This is a genomic window from Microtetraspora sp. NBRC 16547 (assembly GCF_030268965.1).
GTDB lineage: Bacteria > Actinomycetota > Actinomycetes > Streptosporangiales > Streptosporangiaceae > Microtetraspora.
Map to the genome: position 1 here is coordinate 1 of NZ_BSSE01000050.1, position 24616 is coordinate 24616.

General features: G+C 69.2%; 26 protein-coding genes and 1 pseudogene. 12 read left to right on the plus strand and 15 right to left on the minus strand.

What is annotated here, in order from left to right; all coding sequences use genetic code 11:
- Positions 1-141 (plus strand): annotated as a pseudogene (locus tag QSK17_RS34715) (IS701 family transposase); the annotation flags it as partial.
- A gap of 156 nt (positions 142-297) precedes the next feature.
- Here QSK17_RS34715 and QSK17_RS34720 read toward each other — a convergent pair.
- Entirely contained in the window at positions 298-642 is a 345-nt protein-coding gene (locus tag QSK17_RS34720) for a hypothetical protein (RefSeq protein ID WP_285710716.1), read from the minus strand.
- Positions 643-743: 101 nt separating this feature from the next.
- Here QSK17_RS34720 and QSK17_RS34725 point away from each other — a divergent pair, with 101 nt between their 5' ends.
- On the plus strand, positions 744-1865 hold the full coding sequence (locus QSK17_RS34725; RefSeq protein WP_285710720.1) for an IS630 family transposase: 1122 nt from the start codon (positions 744-746) through the stop codon (positions 1863-1865).
- A gap of 52 nt (positions 1866-1917) precedes the next feature.
- Here the strand turns inward: QSK17_RS34725 and QSK17_RS34730 are convergent, their stop codons facing one another.
- Positions 1918-3639 carry a serine/threonine protein kinase gene (locus tag QSK17_RS34730; RefSeq protein ID WP_285710722.1) on the minus strand — a complete coding sequence of 574 codons (1722 nt, stop codon included), beginning with the start codon at positions 3637-3639 and terminating at the stop codon, positions 1918-1920.
- A gap of 104 nt (positions 3640-3743) precedes the next feature.
- Positions 3744-4001, minus strand: coding sequence for a biotin synthase auxiliary protein BsaP (gene bsaP / locus QSK17_RS36500; protein WP_502889345.1), 258 nt, complete (start codon positions 3999-4001; stop codon positions 3744-3746).
- Between bsaP and QSK17_RS34735 the strand changes: the two genes are divergently transcribed.
- Positions 3961-4338, plus strand: a complete 378-nt coding sequence (locus QSK17_RS34735) for a thioesterase family protein (RefSeq protein WP_285710724.1) — start codon at positions 3961-3963, stop codon at positions 4336-4338. The two genes, bsaP and QSK17_RS34735, sit on opposite strands and share 41 nt — an antisense overlap.
- 9 nt (positions 4339-4347) lie before the next feature.
- Here the strand turns inward: QSK17_RS34735 and QSK17_RS34740 are convergent, their stop codons facing one another.
- The 7 genes from QSK17_RS34740 to QSK17_RS34770 all read right to left on the minus strand — a co-directional run bounded on the left by QSK17_RS34740 (position 4348) and on the right by QSK17_RS34770 (position 11050).
- Positions 4348-4560: a biotin/lipoyl-binding carrier protein gene (locus QSK17_RS34740; RefSeq protein ID WP_285710725.1), complete on the minus strand. Its 213-nt coding sequence runs from the start codon at positions 4558-4560 to the stop codon at positions 4348-4350.
- Between the two features lie 81 nt (positions 4561-4641).
- Positions 4642-5973, minus strand: a complete 1332-nt coding sequence (locus QSK17_RS34745; RefSeq protein WP_285710727.1) for an acetyl-CoA carboxylase biotin carboxylase subunit — start codon at positions 5971-5973, stop codon at positions 4642-4644.
- A 134-nt stretch (positions 5974-6107) separates the two neighbouring features.
- Positions 6108-7373 (minus strand): HD-GYP domain-containing protein, encoded by a 1266-nt coding sequence (locus tag QSK17_RS34750; protein ID WP_285710730.1) that lies wholly within the window; start codon positions 7371-7373, stop codon positions 6108-6110.
- Between the two features lie 12 nt (positions 7374-7385).
- The gene (locus tag QSK17_RS34755) at positions 7386-8735 is read right to left on the minus strand and encodes an HD-GYP domain-containing protein (RefSeq protein ID WP_285710734.1); all 1350 of its coding nucleotides are present in this window, start codon (positions 8733-8735) and stop codon (positions 7386-7388) included.
- Positions 8736-9219: 484 nt separating this feature from the next.
- The gene (locus tag QSK17_RS34760; RefSeq protein WP_285710736.1) at positions 9220-10149 is read right to left on the minus strand and encodes an NAD-dependent epimerase/dehydratase family protein; all 930 of its coding nucleotides are present in this window, start codon (positions 10147-10149) and stop codon (positions 9220-9222) included.
- Positions 10150-10181: 32 nt separating this feature from the next.
- Positions 10182-10448 carry a mycothiol system anti-sigma-R factor gene (gene rsrA / locus QSK17_RS34765; protein WP_285710739.1) on the minus strand — a complete coding sequence of 89 codons (267 nt, stop codon included), beginning with the start codon at positions 10446-10448 and terminating at the stop codon, positions 10182-10184.
- A complete protein-coding gene (locus tag QSK17_RS34770; RefSeq protein WP_285710766.1) occupies positions 10445-11050 on the minus strand; it encodes a sigma-70 family RNA polymerase sigma factor in 606 nt (201 codons plus the stop codon). The genes rsrA and QSK17_RS34770 overlap by 4 nt, the downstream gene beginning before the upstream one ends.
- Positions 11051-11299: 249 nt before the next feature.
- Here QSK17_RS34770 and QSK17_RS34775 point away from each other — a divergent pair, with 249 nt between their 5' ends.
- Positions 11300-12040: a class I SAM-dependent methyltransferase gene (locus QSK17_RS34775; protein WP_285710741.1), complete on the plus strand. Its 741-nt coding sequence runs from the start codon at positions 11300-11302 to the stop codon at positions 12038-12040.
- 66 nt (positions 12041-12106) lie between these two features.
- On the opposite strand, the gene QSK17_RS34780 is transcribed toward QSK17_RS34775, so the two are convergent.
- Complete coding sequence (locus QSK17_RS34780; RefSeq protein ID WP_285710742.1) at positions 12107-12397, minus strand: TraR/DksA family transcriptional regulator; 291 nt, start codon at positions 12395-12397, stop codon at positions 12107-12109.
- A 103-nt stretch (positions 12398-12500) separates the two neighbouring features.
- On the minus strand, positions 12501-13244 hold the full coding sequence (locus tag QSK17_RS34785) for an SOS response-associated peptidase (protein ID WP_285710743.1): 744 nt from the start codon (positions 13242-13244) through the stop codon (positions 12501-12503).
- Positions 13245-13319: 75 nt separating this feature from the next.
- Here QSK17_RS34785 and aroA point away from each other — a divergent pair, with 75 nt between their 5' ends.
- Complete coding sequence (gene aroA / locus QSK17_RS34790) at positions 13320-14657, plus strand: 3-phosphoshikimate 1-carboxyvinyltransferase (protein ID WP_285710745.1); 1338 nt, start codon at positions 13320-13322, stop codon at positions 14655-14657.
- 91 nt (positions 14658-14748) lie between these two features.
- The gene (gene rsgA, locus QSK17_RS34795) at positions 14749-15690 is read left to right on the plus strand and encodes a ribosome small subunit-dependent GTPase A (protein WP_285710768.1); all 942 of its coding nucleotides are present in this window, start codon (positions 14749-14751) and stop codon (positions 15688-15690) included.
- A 135-nt stretch (positions 15691-15825) separates the two neighbouring features.
- Here rsgA and QSK17_RS34800 read toward each other — a convergent pair whose 3' ends face one another.
- Complete coding sequence (locus QSK17_RS34800) at positions 15826-16263, minus strand: DUF4442 domain-containing protein (protein WP_285710747.1); 438 nt, start codon at positions 16261-16263, stop codon at positions 15826-15828.
- Between the two features lie 121 nt (positions 16264-16384).
- On the opposite strand from QSK17_RS34800, the gene hisN reads away from it, so the two are divergent.
- Positions 16385-17131, plus strand: a complete 747-nt coding sequence (hisN, locus tag QSK17_RS34805; protein ID WP_502889346.1) for a histidinol-phosphatase — start codon at positions 16385-16387, stop codon at positions 17129-17131.
- 85 nt (positions 17132-17216) lie between these two features.
- Here the strand turns inward: hisN and QSK17_RS34810 are convergent, their stop codons facing one another.
- Entirely contained in the window at positions 17217-18008 is a 792-nt protein-coding gene (locus QSK17_RS34810) for a fructosamine kinase family protein (RefSeq protein ID WP_285710749.1), read from the minus strand.
- Positions 17995-18453, minus strand: a complete 459-nt coding sequence (locus tag QSK17_RS34815) for a low molecular weight protein-tyrosine-phosphatase (protein ID WP_285710750.1) — start codon at positions 18451-18453, stop codon at positions 17995-17997. The genes QSK17_RS34810 and QSK17_RS34815 overlap by 14 nt, the downstream gene beginning before the upstream one ends.
- Positions 18454-18604: 151 nt before the next feature.
- Here QSK17_RS34815 and pstS point away from each other — a divergent pair, with 151 nt between their 5' ends.
- The 5 genes from pstS to QSK17_RS34840 all read left to right on the plus strand — a co-directional run bounded on the left by pstS (position 18605) and on the right by QSK17_RS34840 (position 23153).
- The gene (gene pstS / locus QSK17_RS34820; RefSeq protein WP_285710752.1) at positions 18605-19711 is read left to right on the plus strand and encodes a phosphate ABC transporter substrate-binding protein PstS; all 1107 of its coding nucleotides are present in this window, start codon (positions 18605-18607) and stop codon (positions 19709-19711) included.
- A 44-nt stretch (positions 19712-19755) separates the two neighbouring features.
- On the plus strand, positions 19756-20691 hold the full coding sequence (gene pstC, locus QSK17_RS34825; protein ID WP_285710754.1) for a phosphate ABC transporter permease subunit PstC: 936 nt from the start codon (positions 19756-19758) through the stop codon (positions 20689-20691).
- Positions 20688-21578, plus strand: coding sequence for a phosphate ABC transporter permease PstA (gene pstA, locus QSK17_RS34830; RefSeq protein ID WP_285710758.1), 891 nt, complete (start codon positions 20688-20690; stop codon positions 21576-21578). Before pstC ends, pstA begins: the two co-directional genes overlap by 4 nt.
- A gap of 3 nt (positions 21579-21581) precedes the next feature.
- Positions 21582-22358 (plus strand): phosphate ABC transporter ATP-binding protein PstB, encoded by a 777-nt coding sequence (pstB, locus tag QSK17_RS34835; protein ID WP_285710761.1) that lies wholly within the window; start codon positions 21582-21584, stop codon positions 22356-22358.
- 90 nt (positions 22359-22448) lie between these two features.
- Positions 22449-23153, plus strand: coding sequence for a response regulator transcription factor (locus tag QSK17_RS34840; RefSeq protein WP_285710764.1), 705 nt, complete (start codon positions 22449-22451; stop codon positions 23151-23153).
- Positions 23154-24616: the final 1463 nt, after the last annotated feature.

Here is a 24616-nt window from a genome sequence, read left to right on the forward strand (position 1 = left end):
GAGCTCAACACCGGCCTTGGTCTCAAGCACTTTGAGGGGCGGAGCTTCTTCGGCTGGCACCGCCACGTCACCCTGGCCGCGGTAGCGCAGGCATTCTGTACCGAACTGCGGCTAGACCCAAAAGCCCCTGCGCCGGCCTGACCTTGTATGAGGTTCTCGGCGAACTCCAGGCTTTACTCGCCACCTGGACCGGCGTTTGCCACGTATGCCACCAAATGTACACACCCCATAACACTTCGTAACATAACAAAGTACTACTAGTGCAGCGCCGCAAAGATCCCTGAGGGGTTCAAGTGATCACACTACGTGATCACTTGAATCTGCGAGATGGACGCGGCAGGCGCACTCCAGCGCCTCGCTCGGCGTACCGATACGGCTCCCGCTCGGCAGAAACGAGTCCTCGTAGTCGTCACTGCCGGCTCGGTAGATCGCGAATGCCCAGGCGTCGGCATCGCCGAGATATTCGATCCGGGCCAGCGGGAAGCCCTCGTCGCCTTCGTCATCGTCATAATGGCCGGTCAGGTAGCCGAAGGAACCGCGCCAGCGGACCGTCACCTCGCCCAGTTGCGGCCAGTGCTTGAAGGCGTGCGAATCGACGTCCTCTTCAACGAGAGCTTTGACCTGCTTAGACGGTACCGGCATGGTGTCGATTGTGGCTGATACCGGCGTGTTGGTCCCGCTGTGACACCCTGTCCGGGCACTCTCGGGTGATCATTAATCCGATCGCCGCAGGGACGGAGTTCATGGCCAGACCGGTCAGCCACGTGGTCATCAAGGTCGGCCACCGCCGCAGGAAACGCCTCAACAAGATCATCAATAGGCCTTCCAGTCCGCAGATGCTGGTCTTGCGCGCCCGGATCATCGTGCTGATCGCCGACGAGCACCTGCCGGTGGCCGCGGTCGCCGAACGCTTGTCCACGACCGAGACGACCGTCCGTAAATGGCGCGACCGGTTCGCCGCCGGCGGCATCAAGGGCCTGGTCGACCTGCCCCGGCCGGGTCGCCCCGAACTCTACGGCCCCGAGGTGCGGTTGCGGGTGATCGCCTGCGCGACCAGCACCCCGCCCGAGGGCCAGGCGGCCTGGTCCCACACGACGATCGCGGCGCACGTGGCCGACACCGGAATCTCCGTCTCCCAGGTCGGGCGGATCCTGGCCGAGGCCGACCTGCGCCCGCACAAGGTCCGAGGCTGGCTCAACCGGCTCGATGACGAGCAGTTTTGGCAACTGGCCGGCGCCATCTGCGATCTGTACCTCAACCCGCCCGAGGGTGCAGTGCTCCTCAGCGTGGACGAGAAGACCGGTATTCAGGCTAAATCCCGCAAACACCCGGAGATCTCCGCCCGCCCCGGCCAGGCCGCCCGGCGGGAGTTCGAATACATCCGCCACGGCACGGTCTCCATCCTCGCCGCGATGGACGTCCGCTCCGGGCAGGTCCTGGCCGAGCGGATCGACCGCAACACTTCTGCGGCGTTCATCGCCTTCCTCATCATGCTCGATCAGATGATCGATCCGAACCTGGACATCCATCTCGTCCTGGACAACGGGGCCAGCCACACCTCCAAGGCCACCCGCGCATGGCTGGCCGCCCACCCTCGGTTCATGGTCTCCTACACGCCCAAGCACGCCAGTTGGCTCAACATCATCGAGATGTGGTTCTCGGTGCTGACCCGCCGCCTGCTGCGCCGTGGTGAGTTCACCTCCCGGGAGGACCTGATGCAGCAGATCGACACGTTCACCATCCGGCACAACGCCAGCGCCGAGCCGTACCGGTGGCGCTATGACGCCCGCGCCGACCACGTCCGCTACCTCACCCGACGTGATCAGGAACAGGCCCACGCCGCATTCATGAAGAGAACAGCATGATGATCACATACCGTAACCACTCGAACCCCTTAAGGATCTTTGCGGCGCTGCACTAGTTCGGGGAAGGGCTGGGGTCCGGAGAGGCCGAGGGCGACGCGCTGGGCGACGCGCTCGGGCTGGGCGACGCGCAGGCGTGCCTGGTCAGGTAGAGCGTGAGGGTGGCACCCTCGGGGGCCCGCTCCCCGGCCTTCGGATCCTGGGCGGTGACCTTCGCGCACTCCCCCGTTCCTCCGGCGTACTTCCCTCTGGCCTTGAACCCGAGAGCGCTGACCTTCGCGATCGCGTTCTCCTCGGTGTGGCCGATGACCGACGGCACCTTCTTCATGGGCACGTCGTCCTTGGTCGGGCTGGGAGATGCGCTCGGCGACACCGTCGCCGACGCCGACGGGGACGGCGAGGAGCTCGGCGTCCTGGTGGGGGCCGGGGCCTGCGTCGGCACGACCGTCGGCGTCGGACCCCTCTGGAACTTCCTCTTAGTCGCCGATGGGATGGGCGACGGCAGCGGCGTGGTCACGTCCGCAGGCGCGGTCGGGAGAGTACCCACCTGGTTGTCGTCGCCGGACGCGGCCAGGGCGTTGATGCCAAGGGCGGCGAGCCCGGCGAAGACGGCGATCCCGGCCGCCGCGGCGGCGATCGGGGCCTTGCGGCTCTTCCTCCGGCGCGACCCTCTCGGCCCGGGCGAGGTGGCCGCGGTCGCCGTCCCCGGGACCGCCGGCCTGTCCTCCCACTCCTCCACGGCGCCGGAGTACGCCCGGTCCGCCTGCATCGGATGGTCCGGCGACGCGTACCCGCCCGTGGCGAGACCGTATCCACCGGTAGCGGGGCCGTATCCGCCCGTGGCGGGCGAGTATCCGCCGGCGGCCGGGCCGTCGAGGTCGAGCCCGGCGAGAGCCGTACCGGGGTCGGCGGGCTGCTGGTATTGCGGATGGGCGGGTGGCCGCGCGGAGGGGAGCACCGACCGGCGGGCCGCCTCGCTCATCGTGGCGGCGTCCGGCCAGCGCCGGGCGGGGTCTTTGAGCAGCGCCCGCTCCACCACCATGCGCACGGCCGGCGGCACGTCCGGCGGCAGCGGCGGCGGCTCCTCGCGGATGTGCTTGAGCGCGATGGCCACCGGGGACTCGCCGTCGAAGGGTCGCCGTCCCGCGAGGCACTCGTACGCCACCACGCCGAGGGCGTAGACGTCCACGGCGGGCGTGACGGGCGCGCCCTCGGCCTGCTCGGGCGCGCAGTACGCGGCGGTGCCGAGGACCATCCCCGCGTCAGTGAGGCGGCTCGCCGAGTCGGCCCGGGCGACGCCGAAGTCCGTGAGCACGAGCGTGCCGTCCGGACGGACGAGGAGGTTGCCCGGCTTGACGTCCCGGTGGACGATGCCGCGCTCGTGCACGGCCTGCAGGGCGGCGGCGGCCTGGGCGATGAGCTCCATCGCCGGCTCGGGGCCGATCCGGCCGATGCGAGTCAGCAGCCGGTCGAGCGGCTCGCCGTCCACGAACTTCATCACGAGGTACGCGGTCGGCCCGTCTCCCGGGACGTCCGCCACGCCGTAGTCGTAGACATCGACGACGCCGGGGTGGTTGACGGTCGCCATCGCGCGGGCCTCGCCCTGGAAGCGGACGGCGAAGCCGGGGTCGTCGAGCCTGCCGGGGAGCAGCACCTTGACGGCGACGGTGCGGGCGAGAACCATGTCCTCACCACGCCATACCTCGCCCATGCCACCGGCGCCGATCCGGGCGTCCAAGCGGTAGCGCCCCGCCAGCGTCATCCCCTGGGCCACCATGTGCCCACTACCCCCTCATGTTCCCCGGAATTGTCCAACTAAGCAGATTCGCGTCTCGGGGAGGTCACGCCGAGATCACGAAAGCCTGCACGTCGGACAAGAGCCTACGCATGGGTGATCCCATGCTCAGCACAACGGGCGGACCACCCGTGCGGGTTCACCTGTACCACCATGCGCCTGCGGCACTGCGAGCAGTAGCGCGGCGGCTCCATCGTACGGGCGGCGACGCAGACCGAGTGATCACTTTCACCGTACGGCCCACCACAGTGGTCGCAGAACACGTTCGCTGCCTCCGAGCACAGGACTACTAGGCTGGAATGCATGACGCTAGCTCCTGGCCTGCGTGCCAACGTCCTCATCATGGTGGAACGCGAGGACACCGCGATCAGGGTGGGCAGTGGAGACGTGCCCGTCCTGGGCACGCCACGGCTGCTCTCGTTCGCCGAGGGGGCCACCGTCAAGGCGGTGCAGCGATATCTGGAGCCGGGCCAGACCTCGGTGGGGACGCGGATCGAGCTGGAGCACCGCGCGCCCAGCCCCGTCGGCATGCACGTCGAGATCTCCGCCGAGCTGACCGATGTGGACGGCAGGCGGCTCCTGTTCGCCATCACCGCCGTCGACAAGACCGGAAAGCTGGTCGCCGCCGGAAGGATCGAGCGGGTCGTCGTCGACCGGGAACGGTTTCTCGCGTCGCTCTGACCCGCGGGCCTACTCGATGACCGCGATCAGGTCGCCCTCCTGGACGACGTCACCCTCGGCGACCTTGAGCTGCGCCACGATGCCCGCGTCCTCGGCGATGACCGGGATCTCCATCTTCATCGACTCCAGGATGACGAGCGTGTCGCCCTCATCCACGGTGTCACCCTCACCGACGACGATCTTCCAGACGTTCGCCACCATCTCGGCGCGTACTTCCGCCACCACGACTCCTCTTCAATCGACGATCCACTCACCGATCCGGCGAACCCGCCGGGACCGGCTTCCAATTCGATCAGACCGACGTCACGACCGCATGCGCGACACCAGTCCGGTGTCATAGTCCCCGCTCGCGAACTCCGGGTGATCCAGCAGCTCCGCGCAGAAGGGCAGGTTGTTCTTCGGCCCCTCGACGCGGAACGCCGCGACGGCCGTACGGGCGCGCTCCAGCGCCTCGGCGCGGGTGGCACCGTGGACGCAGAGCTTGGCCATCAGCGGATCGTAGAACGGCGTGACGGCATTTTCCGCGGCATATCCGGAATCGACACGTACGCCGTCGCCGGACGGCTCCTCCCACACGGTGATCTTCCCAGGTCCGGGGAAGAACCGCTTGGGATCCTCGGCGTACACCCGGAACTCGATCGCGTGCCCACGCGACACGGCCTCGACGGGGTAGACCTCGCCGGCCGCGATGCGGATCTGGTGCTCCACCAGATCCATCCCGGTCACCAGCTCGGTGACGGGATGCTCGACCTGGAGCCGGGTGTTCATCTCCAGGAACACGAAGTCCTGCTTGTCCGCGTCGACCAGGCACTCGACGGTGCCCGCGCCGCGGTAACCGACCGCCTCTCCCGCGCGCACGGCCGCCGCAAGCATGCGCTCGCGCAGCTCGGCGGTGATGCCGGGAGACGGGCTCTCCTCGACGACCTTCTGGTGCCGCCGCTGGACCGAGCAGTCCCGCTCGCCCAGCGCGACGACCGTGCCGTCGGCCAGGCCGAGGATCTGCACCTCGACATGGCGGGCCCGCTCGATGTAGCGCTCCAGCAGGATCGCCGCATCGCCCCCGAACCGCGCGGCCGCCCTGGACGCCTGCTCGAACGCCTTGGCCAGGGACTCCTCGTCGTAGGCGACACCCATACCGATGCCGCCGCCGCCCCCCGCGGTCTTCACCATCACGGGGTAGCCGATCTCTCCGGCCGCGCGTACGGCGTCGGCCAGGTCGGTCACCGGCTCGCGGGTGCCCGCGGCGACGGGGACGCCCGCCTTCTCCATCAGGTTCCTGGCGTTGATCTTGTCGCCCATCTGGACGATCGCCTCGGGAGCCGGACCGATCCAGACCAGGCCCGCGTCGATGACGGCACGGGCGAAGTCGGCGTTCTCGGAGAAGAAGCCGTATCCCGGATGCACCGCCGCGGCGCCGGACTTGCGCGCGGCGTCGAGCACCTTCTCCACGTCCAGATAGCTCTGCGCGGGACTCGCCGGGCCGAGCAGGACAGCCTCGTCCGCCTCACGGACGAACGGAAGGTCCGCGTCGGCCTCCGAATAGACCGCGATCGCCCGCAGCCCCATCCGCCTGACCGTGCGGATGATCCGCCTGGCGATTTCTCCGCGGTTGGCGACAAGAACTGACTCGAGCACGCAGCCAACCCTACGGGGGTCCCTCACTGGTCCCCTGCGCTTGATTCCAACTGATCGCGACCTGCGAATCTGTAGGGTCGGCACAAACACAGCCGCCATCGCACCGGATCCACGGCGAGCCGGTGCGACCTCTGCTACAAGCGGTTTACCATCGCGACCCGGCCCACCACCCGGGCCATCGCCTCGACCACGGCGGGGTCGTACTCCGTCCCGACGCCGATCCTCAGCCGCTCCAGCGCCGCGGCGGCCCGGTCCCTGTCCGCCGATCCCCCCACCAGGTCGTCGTACGCGTTGGCCGCCTTGATGACCCGGCTGGCCATCGGCGGCGCGTGGTCGACGGTGTCGCACTGGCGGCGGACGATCTCGGCGACGCCGTGCAGCACGCCGGTCTTCATGATCACCTCCGCGCCCAGCTCGGCGATCCGCTTCGCCTGCGCCGGATCGGTGAGCACCGTGGCGCCGCCCGGGATCGGGTCGCTCAGGGAGAGCTGCCCGATGTCGTGCATGAGGGCGGCGTACTCCAGCTCCAGCAACTGGGGCTCCGACATGTCGAGCTCCCTGCCGACGGCGACCGACAGCGTGCTGACCCGGCGGGAATGGCCAGGCTCGACGTATCCCCCGACCTCGGTCACCCGGCTCAGCGCCCGGACCGTCTGCAGGTAGGTCGCCCGGATGCCGGCGTACTTGCGGAACGCCACCTGGGTGACGAGCAGCGGCGCGGCGAACACCAGCAGCGCCGTCATGTTCATGCTGTGCGCGGCGAGCGCGAGCAGCGTCCCCGACGCGGCCACCGCCGCGCCCAGCGGCGCGGCCATCCGCAGCTCGTCGCGTACGGCGACGCCGAAGGCGGTCCTGACCTGCTCGGCCCGGAGCATCGCCGCGATCACGACGTCGGCCGTCAGCATCAGCACGACGAGGGCCGCCATCACGCCGAGCGCCGGCCACCAGTTGCCGTCGACGGCGATCGAATCGAGAAGCTCGGTCAGCGGCCGGTAAGCGAAGGCGAGCAGCGAGCCGGCGAGCAGCCTCCTCGCGATCGCGTCGAACCGCGGCGGGCGGCCCACGGCGAGATGCGGCAACACGCCCGCGATCATCCCCACCGACATGACGGCGACGACCTGGAGCGCGGACTGGCGGGCGGGCTGGCCGCCCACGTCGAGCAGGAGCGCGTATCCGATCGCCGCGGCGGTGGAGATGGGCGCCACCTCACGGTTGCCTGGCATCGTCAGCCTGGCCAGCTCCCCGACCGTGATCAGCGCGCCGAAGCCGATCGCGACCTGCGAGTCGACCAGCCCGCTCGCCGCCGTATGGGAGATCCCCGCCACCGTGAGCATCCCGGCGGCGCAGATGAGCAGTAACTGGCCCGAGTCGAGCCCGCGGGTCGCCCTGGCGGCGGTCATGAGTCCTCGCCCTCAGCGTTCCGAGATGACCTGGATGGGCATGGTCGGATCGTCGTGATCCTTCGCAGCGGTCACCACGGCGCCGGGCGGCGCGGGCACCGCGCGCGGCGGCTCCCAGCCGTGATGGTCGAGGGCCTTGATGAACGTGCTCACCATGACGGGATCGAACTGGGTGCCCGCGCCCCTGCGCAGCTCGGCCACCGCCTCCTCTATCGACTTCGCCTTGCGGTACGCCCGGTCGGACGTCATCGAGTCGAACGCGTCGGCCACCGCGATGATCCGGGCGAACTCCGGGATCTCGTCCCCCGCCAGCCCCATGGGGTATCCCTTGCCGTCCTGGCGCTCGTGGTGGTGCATGATCCCGGCGAACGCCTCGTCGAGGAAGTCGATGCCGCGTACGATCTCCAGGCCGCGCATCGGGTGCAGCTGGATCGCGGCGAACTCCTCCTCGGTCAGCTTGCCGTCCTTCTGCAGGACCTTCGTGGGCACGCCCAGCTTGCCGACGTCGTGCAGCATCCCGGCGTACCGGATCGCGCGCAGCCGCTCGGTGCCCATGCCGATCTCCTCGGCGATTATGGAGGACGCCCGGGACACACGCGTGCAGTGCCCTCGGGTGTAGTAGTCCTTGGTCTCCACCGCCTGGCAAAGCGCGGCGATCGTCGCGTCATAGGAGCGCTGCTGGGCGTAGTAGTGCCCGAAGGCCCAGCGCGCCACGAACAGCGGGATCAGCACCAGCACCGCCGAGATCGACTGCACCGTCGCCCACAGCCCGGCGATCAGCAGCCCGAAGGTCGCGTAGCCGAGGTAGGACCCCAGGATCTGGACGGTGCCGCGGAGCGGCACCTGGTCCTTTCCCACGCCCTCGGCCAGCAGGAGGATGACCGCGGTCAACCCGAAGTTGATCAGGACGAAGGCCGCCGTCGCGGCGCCGTACGGCACGATCACACCGGGGAAGTCGTCCTCGCGGGGCAGGCCCACGGTTCCCCCGGCATGCTGGAACGCCACACCCGCGGCGTATCCGCAGATCACGAACTGGGCACCGTTGAAGAGCCGCTTCACCACCGGCAGGCCGGGCCGCACGCTGACCACCGCCATGAGCCCGACCAGCGCGGCCCCCTCGGGACCGACCAGCACCACGGCGGCCAGCGCGGCGGAGAAGCTCACCGAGATCGCCGCCTGCGGCACGTTGAGCACCGTCGGCACGGACTCGCACACCAGGAAGAGCAACGCCAGCACGATGAGCGTCGGAAGCTCGGCCTGGTCGAACCACCCCGGAGAGACGGCGCTGTCGACGACCAGTGCGGCGGCGGCTCCGATCAGTACGACGAAGTAGACCTTTGCCCGCCACGGCATTTCCCGCATGCGGCCACCTCGCGTGCTCAGGTCCAGGAGATCCCGGAGGTCGCGCCGGCCTCGGCCACGAACACCACCGCGGGGGCGAGGAATAACAACGCCGCCAGCATCTTTGTGGCCATTCTGTTGAACATCGCTGCCTCCACATCGAATTCGCCCACAGGCTACAGAAGCCAAGGTGCCCGGTCAGATAGCTCGGCGAACCGCAGCCAAACCGTAATCAACCAATCACGCTGTGCTGCTTCGCCCCAGTTCGTCCGGTGGTTCGGCGCGTCCGCGAGCGGCGGTTTTTACGTGACCGTCCGTCAACTCTCCGTCACGCGAGAACCGCTTCCGCTCGCGGCTCATCACCCACAACCGCCCGGAAGTCGGTAACCTGCCCGGCGCTTCGCCCCGCCAAACCCAGCAGCCCCAGGGACAACGGCAGGGGGCACGGGCAACGCGGCCTATGCCTGTCCGCCAGACGGGAGCAAGAGCTGCAAGCTCTGGCCCTTCAGGGTCGAGTCGTCGACAAGCGGGAGAGCGCCCAGGCGACGGTGGCCTTGAGGCCGGTGGCGAGATCGGTCCGGGGCCGCCAGCCGAGGCCCTCGCGAGCCGGCTCGGGATCGACGGCCATGGCGGGCAGGTCCCCGAGACGGGCCGGGGCGAGACCGGGCTTGTCAGGAGCGCCGGCCGCGGCGGCGACGAGCGTGTGCAGCTCCCGGTCGGTCGTCTGCACGCCCGTGCCGAGGTTGAACCTGCGCCCGTTCCCTTCGGTGCCGCAGGCGCGGGCGAAACCGTCCACGACGTCCTCGACGAAAATGTAGTCCCGCGTCTGCGAGCCGTCGCCGTACAGGATCGTGGGCCGGCCCGCCAGCAGGGCGTCGGTGAAGATCGCGACCACCCCCGCCTCGCCCTCCGGGGACTGGCGCGGGCCGAAGACGTTGGACAGCACGAGCGTGGTGTATTCCAGCCCGTGGAGCGCTCTGTAGGCCGACAGGTACACCTCGCCGCTCAGCTTCGAGGCGGCGTACGGCGAGCGCGGGTCGGTGGGGGCGTCGCCGGGCACGGGGATGACGGCGGGCCTGCCGTACACCGCGACGGAGGACGCGAAGACGACCTTGCGCGCTCCCGCGCGGCAGGCGGCCTCCAGGACGTTGAGGGTGCCCTCGACGTTCACCCGGGCGTCGTGCACCGGGTCGGCGACGCTCGTGCGGACGCTGATCTGGGCCGCCAGATGGCAGATCACCTCCGGGCGCCACGCCTCGGTGACATCGGCGAGCGCGGGATCCCGCACATCGATCGCGTGCAGGGCGGCCTCCGGGTTGCGGTTGCTCCCGGACGACATGTCGTCCACGATCGCGACCTCGTGCCCGTCGGCCAGCAGGCGGTCCACCAGGTTCGACCCGATGAATCCCGCTCCGCCGGTGACCAGTACGCGCATGCCCGCCCCTTCGTCAGGTGTACGGGGTGATCCTATTCGCCGAGCTCGGCACGCACCTGCGCGATACGCGCGAGAATCTTGGTGCGCAGGTCCTCGGGGACGGGGTCACAGCCGCAGTGCTTGGCGACGAGCTGCTTGACGACCTTCTCCAGGCCGTACTCCTCCAGGCAGGGGCCGCATTCTTCCAGGTGCTGGCGGATGTCGGCGCGCCTGGCGTCGTCCAGCTCGCCGTCGAGGTAGCTGTAGACCCGGTCCAGGACCTCGCCACAGTCCGTGTCGTGGTGGTCGCCGCAGCTCATCGCCCCTCCTCGTCCCGCACCAGGCCGCGAGCGCGCGCGTAGTCCTCGAGCTGCGTTCGCAGTTGTCTCCGGCCGCGATGCAACCGCGACATCACAGTCCCGATAGGGGTCCCCATGATGTCGGCGATCTCCTTGTACGGGAAACCTTCGACGTCGGCAAGGTACACCGCGATGCGGAAATCCTCGGGAAGCGCGGCGAGCGCGTCCTTCACGTCGCTGTCGGGGAGGTGCTCCAGCGCCTCGACCTCGGCCGACTTCAACCCCGTCGAGGTGTGCGACTCCGCGCGGGCGAGCTGCCAGTCCTCGATCTCCTCGGTGCCGGCCTGCTTGGGCTCTCGCTGCTTCTTGCGATAGCTGTTGATGAAGGTGTTGGTCAGGATGCGGTAGAGCCAGGCCTTGAGGTTCGTACCCTCCTGGAACTGGTGGAACGAGGCGAAGGCCTTTGCGAAGGTCTCCTGCAGGAGATCCTCCGCGTCCGCGGGGTTTCGGGTCATCCGGAGCGCGGCGGAGTACAGCTGGTCGAGATACGGCATGACGTCGCGCTCGAACCGCTCGCTGCGCTGCTCCAGAGTCTCCTCAGCTGTCCTGGAGACCGGACCCACCCCCTCTAGTACGCGGTACGTAGCCGAGAATACCGGCAGGGTAGCGGCGTCTTTCTCCTGGGCGTCGGGCACGAGCAACGCGTTCATGCCCAACTGCAACAGGGCGGGCGTAGAGTCTGTTCCCGGTACGTTTTCGCGGTACGAACACCTCTCTTTGGGGAAGGACCTACGTACCGGCTGGTAGCCCGGAAACCGAGTTTCCGCTATCTCATGCAGATCTCTGAGATAGCCATAGTCCAGGAGCCGCTCGTGCTGCCCATTCCGGCCAACGAACTCAATGGCTCGGGAGCCCTCGGGCCGTACTGGACCTTCTATCACGCGGTCGTCGCGGAACAGCTCCGGCAGTGGCTGCCCGAGCGTCCCTCCCTGCTGCTCGACCTGTCCGGCGGCCGCGGCCGCTGGACGGCTCAGGTGGCACGGGCGGGACACCGGGTCATCCAGGTCATGGACTTCCGGCGGCTCTCCGAGCCGTGGCTCCGCGACGCGTCCGACCGCGTTCAGAAGGTCCGTGCCGACGATCTCGACTTTCTCCCCGACGCGTGCGTGGACGCGGTGATCGCGGAGGAACGCGCCCTCTCGGTCGAGATCATGGCCGAATCGGTGATCCAGGACGTGGCCCGCGTGCTGAAGCCGGGCGGGAGGGCGCTGGTGTGCGTCGACTCGCTGGTCCTCGGCATGGCGATCCTCGCCGAGCAGAACTACTGGGCGCATCTGTGCCAGACGGGCGAGGTCATGCTCGTTCCCTGGCCCGACGGCAGCATCACCCGCTGCTTCACCAGCGTCCAGCTGCGCGAGCTGCTGACAGCCGCCGGGCTGGAGGTCGAGTGGGTGCGCCCACGCACGGTGCTGTCGCCGTCCACGGTCGACCACGTGCTCAGCACGGGTGGCCACTCGCTCGCCCGCCTGGTCCGCACGGAGCTGGCGACCCGGCCGGACGAGGAGGACACGGTCGGCATCCATCTCGTGGCGAGCGCCCGCAAGAAGGGCTGACCCCGCGTCTTCGACCGCCTTCCGCGTCTTCCGGCGGTCGTCCGCCGCGCGACCGCTTCGCGCGGCTCAGCGTCGGCGCTCGCGCTTCGACTGGCACTGCACGCAGCGGGCGGCCTCCGGGCGGACCTCCAGCCTGCCCTCCGGCACGAGGTCGCCGCAGTCGACGCACCTGCCGTACGCGCCGTCGTCCAGCCGCCGCAGCGCGGCCAGTACGGCGACGCGGTGCTCGTACGCGACGTCGATCACCGCTTGGGCGCGGTCGGCGTCGTACGAGTCCGGCTCCTTCAGCACGCCGATGGAGCGGTCGAGCTCGTCGAGCAGGGATTCCAGGCGCATGCGCGCGGTCGCGGGGTCCACGGATCCGCACCTCCGGGAGCATGGGGCGATTCGAGGAGAAAGGAGCCCCCGGCCTCCCTTTTCTCACCGGATGCCCGCTTGGTGCGCCCTTTACACTCCGCGTTCAGAAGAGCACGACGTGGTCGCCGTCCTCCTTCAGCGGCTCTATGAGGTCGGGACCGTTGTTGCGGACGTTGTTGACCGCGGTCGAGACGGGGTACGCCGCCAGCCGTCCGGCGAGAGCCGGGACAAGCAGCCGGCCCGCGTCGCTCACGCGGGGGTCCAGCCACTCGGCCCACCTCTCCCGCTCGATCATCATCGGCATGCGCTCGTGGATGTGGCCGACCCCGTCCTCGGCGTCGGTCGTGATCACCGTGCAGGTGCACAGCCACTTGAGCGGATCGTCGTCGGCGCGCGAGGGGTCCTTCCAGAACTCGTACAGCCCCGCCATGGCCATGACGCCGCCGTCCTCGGGGTGGATGAAGTACGGCTGCTTCGCGGGCTTGGCCCCCTCGGGCGCCGCCATCCACTCGTAGAAGCCGTCGGCGGGAAGCAGGCAGCGGCGCGAGGCGAACGCCTTACGGAAGGCGGGCTTCTCCGCCACGGTCTCCATCCTGGCGTTGATCATCCTGGAGCCGATCGACGGATCCTTGGCCCAGCTCGGCACGAATCCCCACCGGATCACCCTGAGCTGGCGCACCGGCTGCTCCGCGCCCTCGGTCTTCGGCACGCGGCTCATGACCGCGTAGACCTTCTTGGTGGGCGCGACGTTGTAGTCGGGGCCCAGTTCCTCACCGGTGTCGAGCTCGACCTCGAACTCCTCCATGAGCTCGTGCCGCTTGCGCGTGGACGCGTACCTTCCGCACATACTCCCCACCCTGCCATCACCCAGGGCCCCGCGCGGCCCCCAACGGGGGCTGGACCTGCCGGTAGGCTTTCGTGCATGCCGACCCAGCCCCTGTGGCCCGCTCCCGTAGCGACCGGGCCGATCCACGCGACCGTTCGCCTGCCCGGGTCGAAGTCCGTGACGAACCGGGTGCTGCTCCTGGCCGCTCTCGCCGAGGCCCCCGGTTCCGTGCGGCTCGCGCTGCGCAGCAGGGACGCCGACCTCATGGTCGCGGCGCTGCGGTCTCTCGGCGCGGAGATGACCGCGTCGAACGAGAGCGTGTCGAGCGTCGACTGGGCGATCACGCCCGGTCCCATCAGGGGCGGCGCGTCGATCGACGTCGGTCTCGCCGGCACCGTGATGCGTTTCGTGCCGCCGGTGGCGGCGCTCGCGGACGGCGAGGTCTTCTTCGACGGCGACCCGCACGCGCGCAAGCGGCCGATGGGGCCGATCCTGGGCGCGCTGCGCGCCCTCGGCGCCACCGTGTCCGCCGACGCCCTGCCGTTCACCGTACGCGGCCCGATCACGGGCGGCGAGGTCGTGCTGGACGCCTCGATCTCGTCGCAGATGGTCTCCGGCCTGCTGCTGGCCGCGCCGCGGTTCGAGAAGGGCGTCACCGTACGGCACAGCGGGCCGCCGGTCCCCTCCATGCCGCACATCGCGATGACGGTGCACCTGCTCCGCCAGGCCGGTGTCGAGGTCGACGACTCCGAGCGGGACGTGTGGCGGGTCGAGCCCGGTCCCATCGCCGCGCGTGACGTCGTCGTGGAGCCCGACCTGTCGAACGCCGCTCCCTTCCTCGCCGCCGCGCTCATCACGGGCGGCGCGGTGACCGTGCCGGACTGGCCGGAGGAGACCACGCAGGGCGGCGACCAGCTCCGCCACCTGCTCACCGAGATGGGCGCGAGCGTGACCCGCACGCCGCACGGGCTGCGGGTGGCGGGCACCGGCCGGGTGCGGGGCATCGAGGCCGACCTGCACGAGGTCAGCGAGCTGACCCCCACGATCGCCGCGCTCGCGACCCTGGCGGACGGCCCGTCGCGGATCAGCGGCGTGGCGCACATCCGCGGGCACGAGACCGATCGGATCGCCGCCCTCGCCACCGAGATCAACCGGCTCGGCGGCGACGCCCGCGAGACCGACGACGGCCTGGAGATCCGGCCGGTGCCGCTGTCGGGCGGGATCTTCCACAGCTACGAGGACCACCGGATGGCCACGGCCGGCGCGGTGATCGGCCTGGCGGTGCCCGGGGTCGAGGTGGAGAACATCGCGACCACGTCCAAGACCCTCCCGGACTTCGCCGGCATGTGGGCGGACATGCTGGCCGGCACCTCCGGCACAACCCCCGACACCGCAGACACGACAAACGCGACGGACGCGACCGGCACACCGTGACGGGCGACGGCCGTTCCCGCGCCGGGCGCGCGGGAGCAGGAGAAGGACGGACAGGCTGAGAAAGCGGCACTACGACGAGGACGACGTCAGGATCCGGCCGGGCAAGGGCTCCCGGCCCAGGACCCGGATTCGCCCTGCCCACGAGAAGGCCGTGGAGGGCTTCGTCGTGGCCGTCGATCGCGGCCGCTACACCTGCCTGGTGGGATCCGACATCGTCGTCGCGATGAAGGCGCGCGAGCTGGGGCGCAAGGGCATCGTGGTCGGCGACCGCGTCGCCCTGGTGGGCGACGTGAGCGGCCGGCCGGACACCCTCGCCCGGGTCGTGCGGGTGGAGGAGCGGCGCTCGATGCTCCGCCGCAGCGCCGACGACACCGATGACGTCGAGCGTCCGGTCGTGGCCAACGCCGACCAGCTCGTCATCGTCACCGCGCTGGCCGACCCTCCCCCGCGGCCGCGGATGATCGACCGATTGCTGGTCGCGGCCTTCGACGCCGACATCGACCCGCTGCTCTGCCTCACCAAGGCGGACCTCGCGTCCGCCGACGAGTTGGTCGCGCTCTACGAGCCCCTCGGCGTGCCGTACATCGTGGTGAGCAAGGGCGGGCCGCTGGACGGGCTGCGCGGTCATCTGAAGGACCGGATCAGCGTGCTCGTCGGCCATTCGGGGGTCGGCAAGTCGACGCTCGTCAACGTGCTCGTCCCCACGGCCGACCGCGCGGTCTCCCACGTCAACGTGGTCACCGGCCGCGGCCGGCACACGTCGACGTCGGCGGTGGCGCTGGAGCTGCCCGAGGGCGGCTGGATCATCGACACGCCCGGGGTGCGCAGCTTCGGCCTGGCGCACGTGCACGTGGAGACCGTGCTCGCGTCCTTCCCCGATCTCAACGAGGCGACCGTCGAGTGCCCCAAGGGCTGCCCGCATCTCGGCGACGGGTGCGCCCTCGACCGGTTCGTGGTCGAGGGGCACGCCGACCCCGCCCGACTGGAATCCCTGCGTCGGCTGCTCATCAGCCGCGAGGGCGGCGACGAGTAGGTCACGCGGAGGTACGTGACACCTGGTCGGCGGGGAGCTCAGCGGTCGTGGGCACTCGACGATCGGAACGGCCGGTGGTCAGGCCGGTGGTCAGGCCGGTGGTCAGGTCGGTGGTCGGATCGGCCGGCTGCCAGGTCAGCGGTTGGGGCGCAGGGTCCAGGAGACCGTCATTTCGGCGACGACCACGTCTTCGGCGTTCCTGATGTCCACCGCGACCTCGAACTCAGGGCGCTTGCCCTCGTCCAACTGGGCCAGCACCTCGGCGCGATCGGCCCGCAGCGTCGCGGTGGCGGTCACCTCTCCCTTGGCCAGCTTGGAATAGCGGATCTCGGCCGAGGTGGCGAGAGGGACGGCCCGGGAGAGCTGGTCGCCGAAGGTCGAGAGCATGGCCGCCCCGGAGGCCGACTCCGCCAGCGAGAACAGGGCGCCCGCGTGCGGACCACCGACGTGATTGTGCAGGTCATCCCGGTCGGGCAGGCGGGCGGCGGCCGTTCCCGACCCGATCGAGTCGAAGGAGACCCCGAGCATCCGGGCGAAGGGCACGCTGTCGAGCATCAAGGCACCGATATCCATAGCGAAATGTTACTCGCTAGTACAATTTGCAGCGATACCTGATCTGATGTGATCGACCTTTGGCGCGATAGCGTTGGCCCCTGTGAGCGACTACAGCGACGATCTGCGTCTCGCACACGTGATGGCCGACGCCGCGGACGACATCACGATGCGCCGCTTCAGGGCGGTCGACCTGAAGGTCGACACCAAACCCGACCTCTCACCGGTCAGCGACGCGGACCGCGCGGTCGAGGAATCCATCCGCGGCGCGCTGCGCCGCGCCCGCCCCCGCGACGCCATCGTGGGCGAGGAGTTCGGCAAGACCGGTTACGGCATGCGCTCGTGGGTGATCGACCCCATCGACGGCACCAAGAACTACGTGCGCGGCGTCCCCGTCTGGGCCACCCTCATCGCGCTGATGGAGGAGGGCAAGGTCGTCGTCGGGGTCGTCTCCGCGCCGGCGCTGGGCCGCCGCTGGTGGGCCGCCAAGGGCGGCGGAGCGTGGACCGGCCGCAGCCTGACCAAGGCCACCCGCTGCGAGGTCTCCGGTGTGGGCCGCATCGCCGACGCCTCCCTGTCGTACTCCAGCCTGAGCGGCTGGGAGGAGCAGGGCCGGCTCGACAACATGCTCGACCTCATGCGCGGCGTGTGGCGCACCCGGGCCTACGGCGACTTCTGGTCACACATGCTGGTCGCCGAGGGCGCGGTCGACATCTCCGCCGAGCCCGAGCTGTCGCCCTGGGACATGGCCGCGCTCACCGTGATCGTGGAGGAGGCCGGCGGCACCTGCACCGCCGTGGACGGCACCGCCCCACTCGACGGCGGCAGCCTGGTCTGCAGCAACGGCCTGCTGCACAGTGAGGTGCTCAAGCAGCTGACCCGGGACTGATCCATCCCTCGGCGTCACCACGGTGTGTCGGCGCGGGTCGGCGCGGGTCGGCGTTGCGGCGGCTCCCCGCCGCCCGGGCCGGGCGTCACAGTGCGAGGGTCTGCGACACGGCCGACATGAGGCTGCCGCGGTACGCCTCGCCGTACAGACAGACATGGACGAGCAGCGGGTGCAGTTGGTGCAGCGGCACCCGCTCGCGCCGGCCGTCGGCGAGCGGCGCCGCCTCGCGGTAGGCCGCGAGGATCGTGTTCAGATGCGGGGCGCCGAAGAGGGCCAGCATGGCGAGGTCCGTCTCCCGATGCCCGCCGTGCGCGGCCGGATCGATGAGGACGGCCCGCTCCGCGGTCCAGAGCACGTTGCCGCTCCAGAGGTCACCGTGGATCCGGCTCGGCGGCTCGGCCGGTCCGGAGACCTGCGGGATGAGCGCGCACGCCTCCTCGATCAGCTGCACGTCACCGGCCCGCAGCGCCCCGCCGTCCCGCGCGAGCCGTACGAACGGGAGGACGCGGCGCTCGACGTAGAAGGACGGCCAGTCCGGCGCGGGCGTGTTGTCCATGGGCAGCTCGGCGATGTGTCCCGGCCACGGCGCGCCGAAGTCCGGCGCGCCGGCTCCGTGCAGCGCCGCCAGCTCGCGCCCGAAGCGCTCGGCCGCGCCCGCGGTCGCGTTCGCGGGCTCGATCCATTCCAGGACCAGCATGTCGTCGTCGGCCCGGATCACCTCGGGCACGGCCACCGCCCCGGGCTCGGCCAGCCAGCGCAGCCCGGCCGCCTCCGAGGTGAAGTCAGCGCCGCGCTTGACGAAGACCCTGCGGCCGTCGAGCTCGCCCTCGTGCAGCGTCCACGCGTGGCTGGAGCCCAGGTCTCTAGTGATCCGCAAGGTACCTCGCCAGCCCTTCGGAGGCGGCCTCGACCATCGCGAGAACGTCGACGAAACCCGAGCGGCCCCCGTAGTAGGGATCGGGCACCTCGGCTTCCGGCGGTGACGACGGATCGAAGGAGCGGAACAGCCGCACATCCGCCTCCGGCGGGGCGAGCCGCCGTACGGCACGCAGGTTCTCGGCGTCCATGACCAGGACGAGGTCGCGCTCGGCGAACCAGGCGGGGTCGAACTGCCGCGCGCGGTGGGTCGAACCGTCGTACCCGCCGTCGGCCAGCGTCGCCAGTGCCCGCTCGTCCATGGGCTCCCCGACATGCCAGCCCCCGGTGCCCGCGCTGTCGACCTCGATGTCGAGACCGTGCTCCTTCAGCGTGCGACGGAGCACGAACTCCGCCATCGGCGAGCGGCAGATGTTGCCCATGCAGACCAGGCAGATGCGCTTCATGTGCTCATGGTCCCAGCTCATCGCGTCCCCGCGGGAACCGGCACAAGAGCGACTGTGGTCGTTCACTGCCCGTTCACCTTTAACAGGGGATTAAGTCACCTTGACTCTCTACTGTCCTACCTGTTGAAAGACCAAATGGGAGGACACAACCGTGAAGTATGCAGGCCGGCTCGCCGCGGCCGCCATCGCCGGCGTGCTTTCGCTCGCTGCGTGCGGCACCGATAACAACACCGACGCTGGCAGCGGCGCCACCTCCGGCAGCTCCCCCGCCGCAGCTGGCGAGCTGTCCGGAACCATCAACGCGGCCGGCTCCTCGGCCCAGGCGAACGCGATCGAGGAGTGGAAGAAGGCGTTCCAGTCCGCGAACTCCGGTGTGAGCATCAACTACCAGCCCAGCGGCTCGGGTGCGGGTATCCAGTCGTTCATCCAGGGCACCGTGGCCTTCGCGGGCTCCGACTCGGCGTTGAAGGACGACAAGGGCGAGCCCGAGCAGGCCGACGCCCGTTGCAAGACCGGCAAGGCGATCAACCTTCCGATGGTCATCGGCCCGGTCGCTGTCGTTTACAACCTTCCGGGCGTCGACGGGCTGCAGCTCTCGCCCAAGACGATCGGCGGCATCTTCAACAGCACGATCACCAAGTGGGACGACCCGGCCATCAAGGCTGACAACCCGGACGCCAAGCTTCCCTCGACCGCGATCCAGGCGTTCCACCGCTCGGACGAGTCGGGCACCAGCGACAACTTCACCAAGTTCCTCAAGTCGACCGCTGACTGGCCGTACGAGCCCGCGAAGGCGTGGCCGGCCGAGGCCAAGGGTCAGGGCTCCAAGGGCAGCGACGGCATCGCCTCCTCGGTGAAGACCACCGAGGGCGCGATCAGCTACGTCGAGCTGTCGTACGCGGAGAACTCCCAGCTGCAGAAGGCCAAGGTCGCCAACGGCTCCGGCGAGTTCGTCGAACTCACCCCGGAGAGCGCGGGCAAGACCGTCGAGGCCGCCGAAGTCACCGGCACCGGCAACGACCTGAAGCTGTCGATCGACTACGCCACCAAGGCCGCGGGCGCCTACCCGATCGTCCTGGTGACGTACGAGATCACCTGCGAGCAGGGCCTGCCCGCCGAGGAGGCCAAGCTCGTCAAGTCCTTCCTGAACTACACCGCCAGCGACGAGGGCCAGCAGGCGATCACCGGCCTCGGCTACGCGCCGCTGCCGTCCACCCTGCTGGGCAAGGTCCGCACCGCCGTCGAGGCGATCTCTTAACCCATATGGTCACGACACCACGTACACGTGAAGGCGGACCGGCCATGCGCCGGTCCGCCTTCCGGCGCAGCCGCGGCGACGTCCCGTTCCGCTTCGCCTCGACCGGTGCGGGCATCGTCCTTCTGGGGATCATGGCGGCGATCGGGGTCTTCCTCATCGTCAGGGCGGTCCCCGCCCTCCAGGCCAACACCTCGCACTTCCTGACCGAGAAGACCTGGAACCCCAACGCGGTGGAGCCGGTGTTCGGCATCGGCGCGCTCGCGTTCGGAACCGTACTGAGCTCCTTCCTGGCGCTGGTCATCGCCATGCCGGTCGCCATCGGCGTGGCGCTGTTCATCTCCCACTACGCGCCGCGCCGCCTGGCCGCCATCCTCGGTTACGTCATCGACCTGCTGGCCGCGGTTCCCAGCGTCGTCTACGGCCTGTGGGGCGTCGTCTTCCTGGTGCCGTTCATGCGCGGGCCGTCGGAGTTCCTCAACACGTACTTCGGCTGGATCCCGCTGTTCGGCGGCGACCAGGTGGTCGGCAAGTCCATGCTGACCGCATCGATCGTGCTGGCGATCATGATCCTGCCGATCATCGCCGCGATCTCGCGCGAGGTGTTCCTCCAGGCGCCGAAGATGCAGGAGGAGGCCGCGCTCGCCCTCGGGGCCACCCGCTGGGAGATGATCAGGATGGCGGTGCTCCCGTTCGGCCGCCCCGGCGTGATCAGCGCCGCGATGCTCGGCCTCGGACGGGCCATGGGCGAGACGATCGCCGTCGCGCTCATCCTCCCCGCGACCTTCGGGATCTCGTTCCAGATCCTCGGCCCGAACGGCAACAGCATCGCCGCCAACATCGCCAACGGCTTCGGCGAGGCGACCGACACCGGCCGCGGCGCGCTCATCGCGTCCGGCCTCGTCCTCTTTCTGATCACGCTGGTGGTGAACATGGGCGCCCGCCTCGTCATCGCCCGCCGGAAGGAATTCACGAGGGCATGACCACTGTGCAAACGGGCATCCAGCCCATCTCGACCAGCCGCCGGGTGAAGGACCGCATCGTTCACGTGCTGGTCTACCTCGCCTTCGCCATCGCGGTCATCCCACTGGTGTCGGTGCTGTGGCTCGTCATCAAGAACGGCATGCACCGCTTCGACCTTGAGTTCCTCACCCACTCGATGCGCAACATCGGAGCCAGGGACGCCGGAGGCGGCGCGTACCACGCGATCATCGGAACCCTGGAACAGGTCAGCCTGGCCTCGCTCATCGCGGTGCCGATCGGCCTACTCACTGCCGTCTACCTGGTGGAGTACGGCAGCGGCGGCCGGCTCGCCCGGTCGATCAGCTTCTTCGTGGACGTCATGACCGGCGTCCCATCAGTCGTTTCCGGCCTCTTCGTGCTGGCGTTCTGGATCCTCGCCCTCGGCATGCCGTTCTCCGGCTTCGCCGGCGCCATGGCACTGTCGATCCTGATGATGCCCGTGGTCGTCAGGTCGGCCGAGGAGATGCTCCGCCTCGTGCCGAACGACCTCCGCGAGGCCTCGTACGCGCTGGGCGTGCCGAAGTGGCGCACCATCGTCAAGGTCGTGCTGCCCACCGCGTTCACCGGCATCGTGACCGGCGTGATGCTCGCCGTCGCCCGCGTCGCCGGCGAGACGGCCCCGCTGCTGCTCACCGTCTTCTTCACCGACTCCATCAACAACGACCCGTTCAACGGGCCGCAGATGGGCCTTCCCCTGTACGTCTTCGACCAGGCGGGACGGCCGACCGACACCGCGATCGACCGCGCGTGGACCGGAGCGCTCACCCTCATCCTGATCGTCATGCTGCTCAACCTGGTGGCGCGCCTCATCGCGTGGTGGCGCTCGCCCGCGAAGAGAGGGTCTTAGGACATGGCCAAGCAGATCGAGGTCGCCGGACTCGACGCCTACTACGGAGCACACAAGGCCATCGAGGGCATCACGATGACCATCGAGCCGCGCGCGGTGACGGCGTTCATCGGGCCCTCCGGGTGCGGCAAGTCCACCTTCCTGCGGACGCTCAACCGCATGCACGAGGTCATCCCCGGCGCCCGCGTCGAGGGCAAGGTCCGCCTGGAGGACCAGGACCTCTACGGCCCCGGCGTCGACCCGGTGTCCGTCCGCCGGACCATCGGCATGGTGTTCCAGCGGCCCAACCCGTTCCCGACGATGTCGATCTACGACAACGTCGCCGCGGGCCTCCGGCTCAACGGACGGTTCTCCAAGTCTGAGCTGGACGGCATCGTGGAGAGCTCCCTCAAGGGGGCCAACCTCTGGAACGAGGTCAAGGACCGCCTGCAGAAGCCCGGCTCCGGCCTCTCCGGCGGACAGCAGCAGCGCCTGTGCATCGCCCGGGCGATCGCCGTACGCCCCGAGGTCCTGCTCATGGACGAGCCCTGCTCGGCCCTCGACCCGATCTCCACGCTCGCGATCGAAGACCTCATCTCGTCGCTGAAGCGGGACTACACGATCGTGATCGTCACGCACAACATGCAGCAGGCCGCACGCGTCAGCGACAAGACCGCGTTCTTCAACCTGGCGGGCCAGGGCCAGCCCGGCAAGCTCATCGAGATGGACGAGACGTCGAGGATCTTCACCAACCCCGGCCAGAAGGCGACCGAGGACTACATCACCGGCCGATTCGGCTGATCCGGGACCTACACGGACGCTGAACGGAACCGGGCCGGCTATCGGTCGGCTATGGGTAAAACGGAAGCGGAAGGAAGTGGAGGGACCCGGGTGACGGTACCCGCAGTGGTGGGGGACACTCGGTCGGCGCCCATACTCCTGGTGGCCGATCCGGACAGCGATCTGATCCGGCAACTCGCGGCCGCACTGGAACCCGAAGGCGTCGAAGTGACCGGCGTGCACGACGGCGCCCAAGCGCTGCTCCAGGCGGGCGCCCTCCAGCCCGACGCCGTCCTGATCAGCGCCTCCCTTCCCATCATCGGCCCGCTCGACTTCGTCCGTGCCGTACGGCTCGCGCGTGCCGTACCGGTTCTGCTCGGCATCGACTTCGGCAGCGATGCCGAGCAGGCCGTCCGCGCTCTCGCCGCGGGAGCGACGGCCTGCGTGGCGCGGCCGTACCGCGTTCCCGAACTCCTCCCCCTCGTCCAGGCCGCCTTCCGCCGCCAGGAAATCGGCCGGACCGTGCTGACGATCGGGAACGTCGAACTCGACGTCACGGCATACCAGGTCAAAGTGAGCGGGAAGATCGTGCATCTTCCCCTCCGGGAGTTCGAGCTCCTGCACTACCTGATGCGCAACGCCGACCGCACGGTGACCCGCGACCAGATCATGCGAAACGTCTGGCATTCGGCCGACTCCATGTCCACGAACACCATCGCCGTTCACGTGAAGCGGCTACGGGCCAGGCTGGGCGACATGGACGACAGAATGATCCAGACTGTCCGCGGCGTCGGCTACCGCCTCGTCTCAAGCTGACCACGCACGTCGTCGCGCTGACCACGTTCCTGGTTCGGCTGCCATGCCTCCTTGGCCACAGAGCGCGGAGGGCTTGGACACCTTCGACGGCGTGTCGTGTTGGCTGATGTCCGTAGTCCCCATGACCTGGCTTGCATCCACATAGGCGATACGACCTGGCGGATGCCCTCGACACCACGACTTGGCTGGCATCCGTAGTCCCCATGACCTGGCTGGCATCCGTAGTCCCCATGACCTGGCTGGTGTCCGTAGGCGCTACGAACTGGCTGGTGTCCGTAGGCGCTACGAACTGGCTGGTGTCCGTAGGCGCTACGACGGGGGGTTGTTCCGGCCGGCCGTGATAGCGGGTCTCTGGTGAGCCGCTGTTCGCGGCGTTCGCGGGCGCGGTGGTTGCTGGCACGGTCTTACGCCGGCCTCCACAACCCCCCGCCTCCGCGCCCCACTCTCCCGCCGCCCCCCTGGCAGGGACGTGAAGGCACGTGAAGCCGTGCTCTGTTCTCCGGCCGCACCGACTGGCGAAGCGTGGGGTCAGCGTGAGGCCGTTGGGGGCGTGCTCTCGGGGGCCGTCCCGTAAGCGATGCAGCTCGATCTCGATGTAGTTCAATACGTGCAGGTCGCCGGACCAGATGGTGACGGCCTGGCCGACGAGTACGGCGCGGTCACCCCTGACGGTGGTGCGCATTGTGCCGGAGCGCGGCGTGAGCTGCGCCGCGAGGAGAGTGTCGCGTCCCAGCTTGGCCGACCAGTACGGCGCGAGCACGCAGTGGGCAGAACCCCGTCACCGGGTCCTCGAGGACACCGACACGGGTGCGAAGAACCGGGAGACGTAGCCAGGCGCAGCCGAGGCCCCGGGTTAGGGCATGGTGCGGTAGAGGAGCCGGCCAGGCACGGTAGGACGCTGGGCTAGGGAGTGTCTGACAAATGCTGCTCGTGCGCAGTAGAGGTTGATTTGCCTCACGCGACCTCGCAAGGGAGACAACTCCTGAGTCAGGGAGTGCGGCGGGAGAGCGGGGCGCGGAGGCGGGGGGTTGTGGAGGCCGGCGTAAGACCGTGCCAGCAACCACCGCGCCCGCGAACGCCGCGAACAGCGGCTCACCAGAGACCCGCTATCACGGCCGGTCGGAACAACCCCCCGCCGCAGCGCCTACGGACACCAGCCACACGCGTCCACACGCACCCACAGGCACCACCAAACAACCAACAGCCGACAACCAAACCCCGGAAAGCACCCAAGCCAACCCGGAAAACCCCTACCCCGCAACCCGAGAAAACCCGCCCCGCAACACCCACCAACCCCGAACCAGAAACAACCACCAACAAAAAAGAGGGCCCCGAAACCCGGAACCCCCACAAACAAAGAAAACAACCCCAGAAAACAGAGAAAGGGCCACCCCAAAAACGGGTGACCCTCCCTCACAAAAATTGTCCGGCGGCGTCCTACTCTCCCACACCGTCCCCAGTGC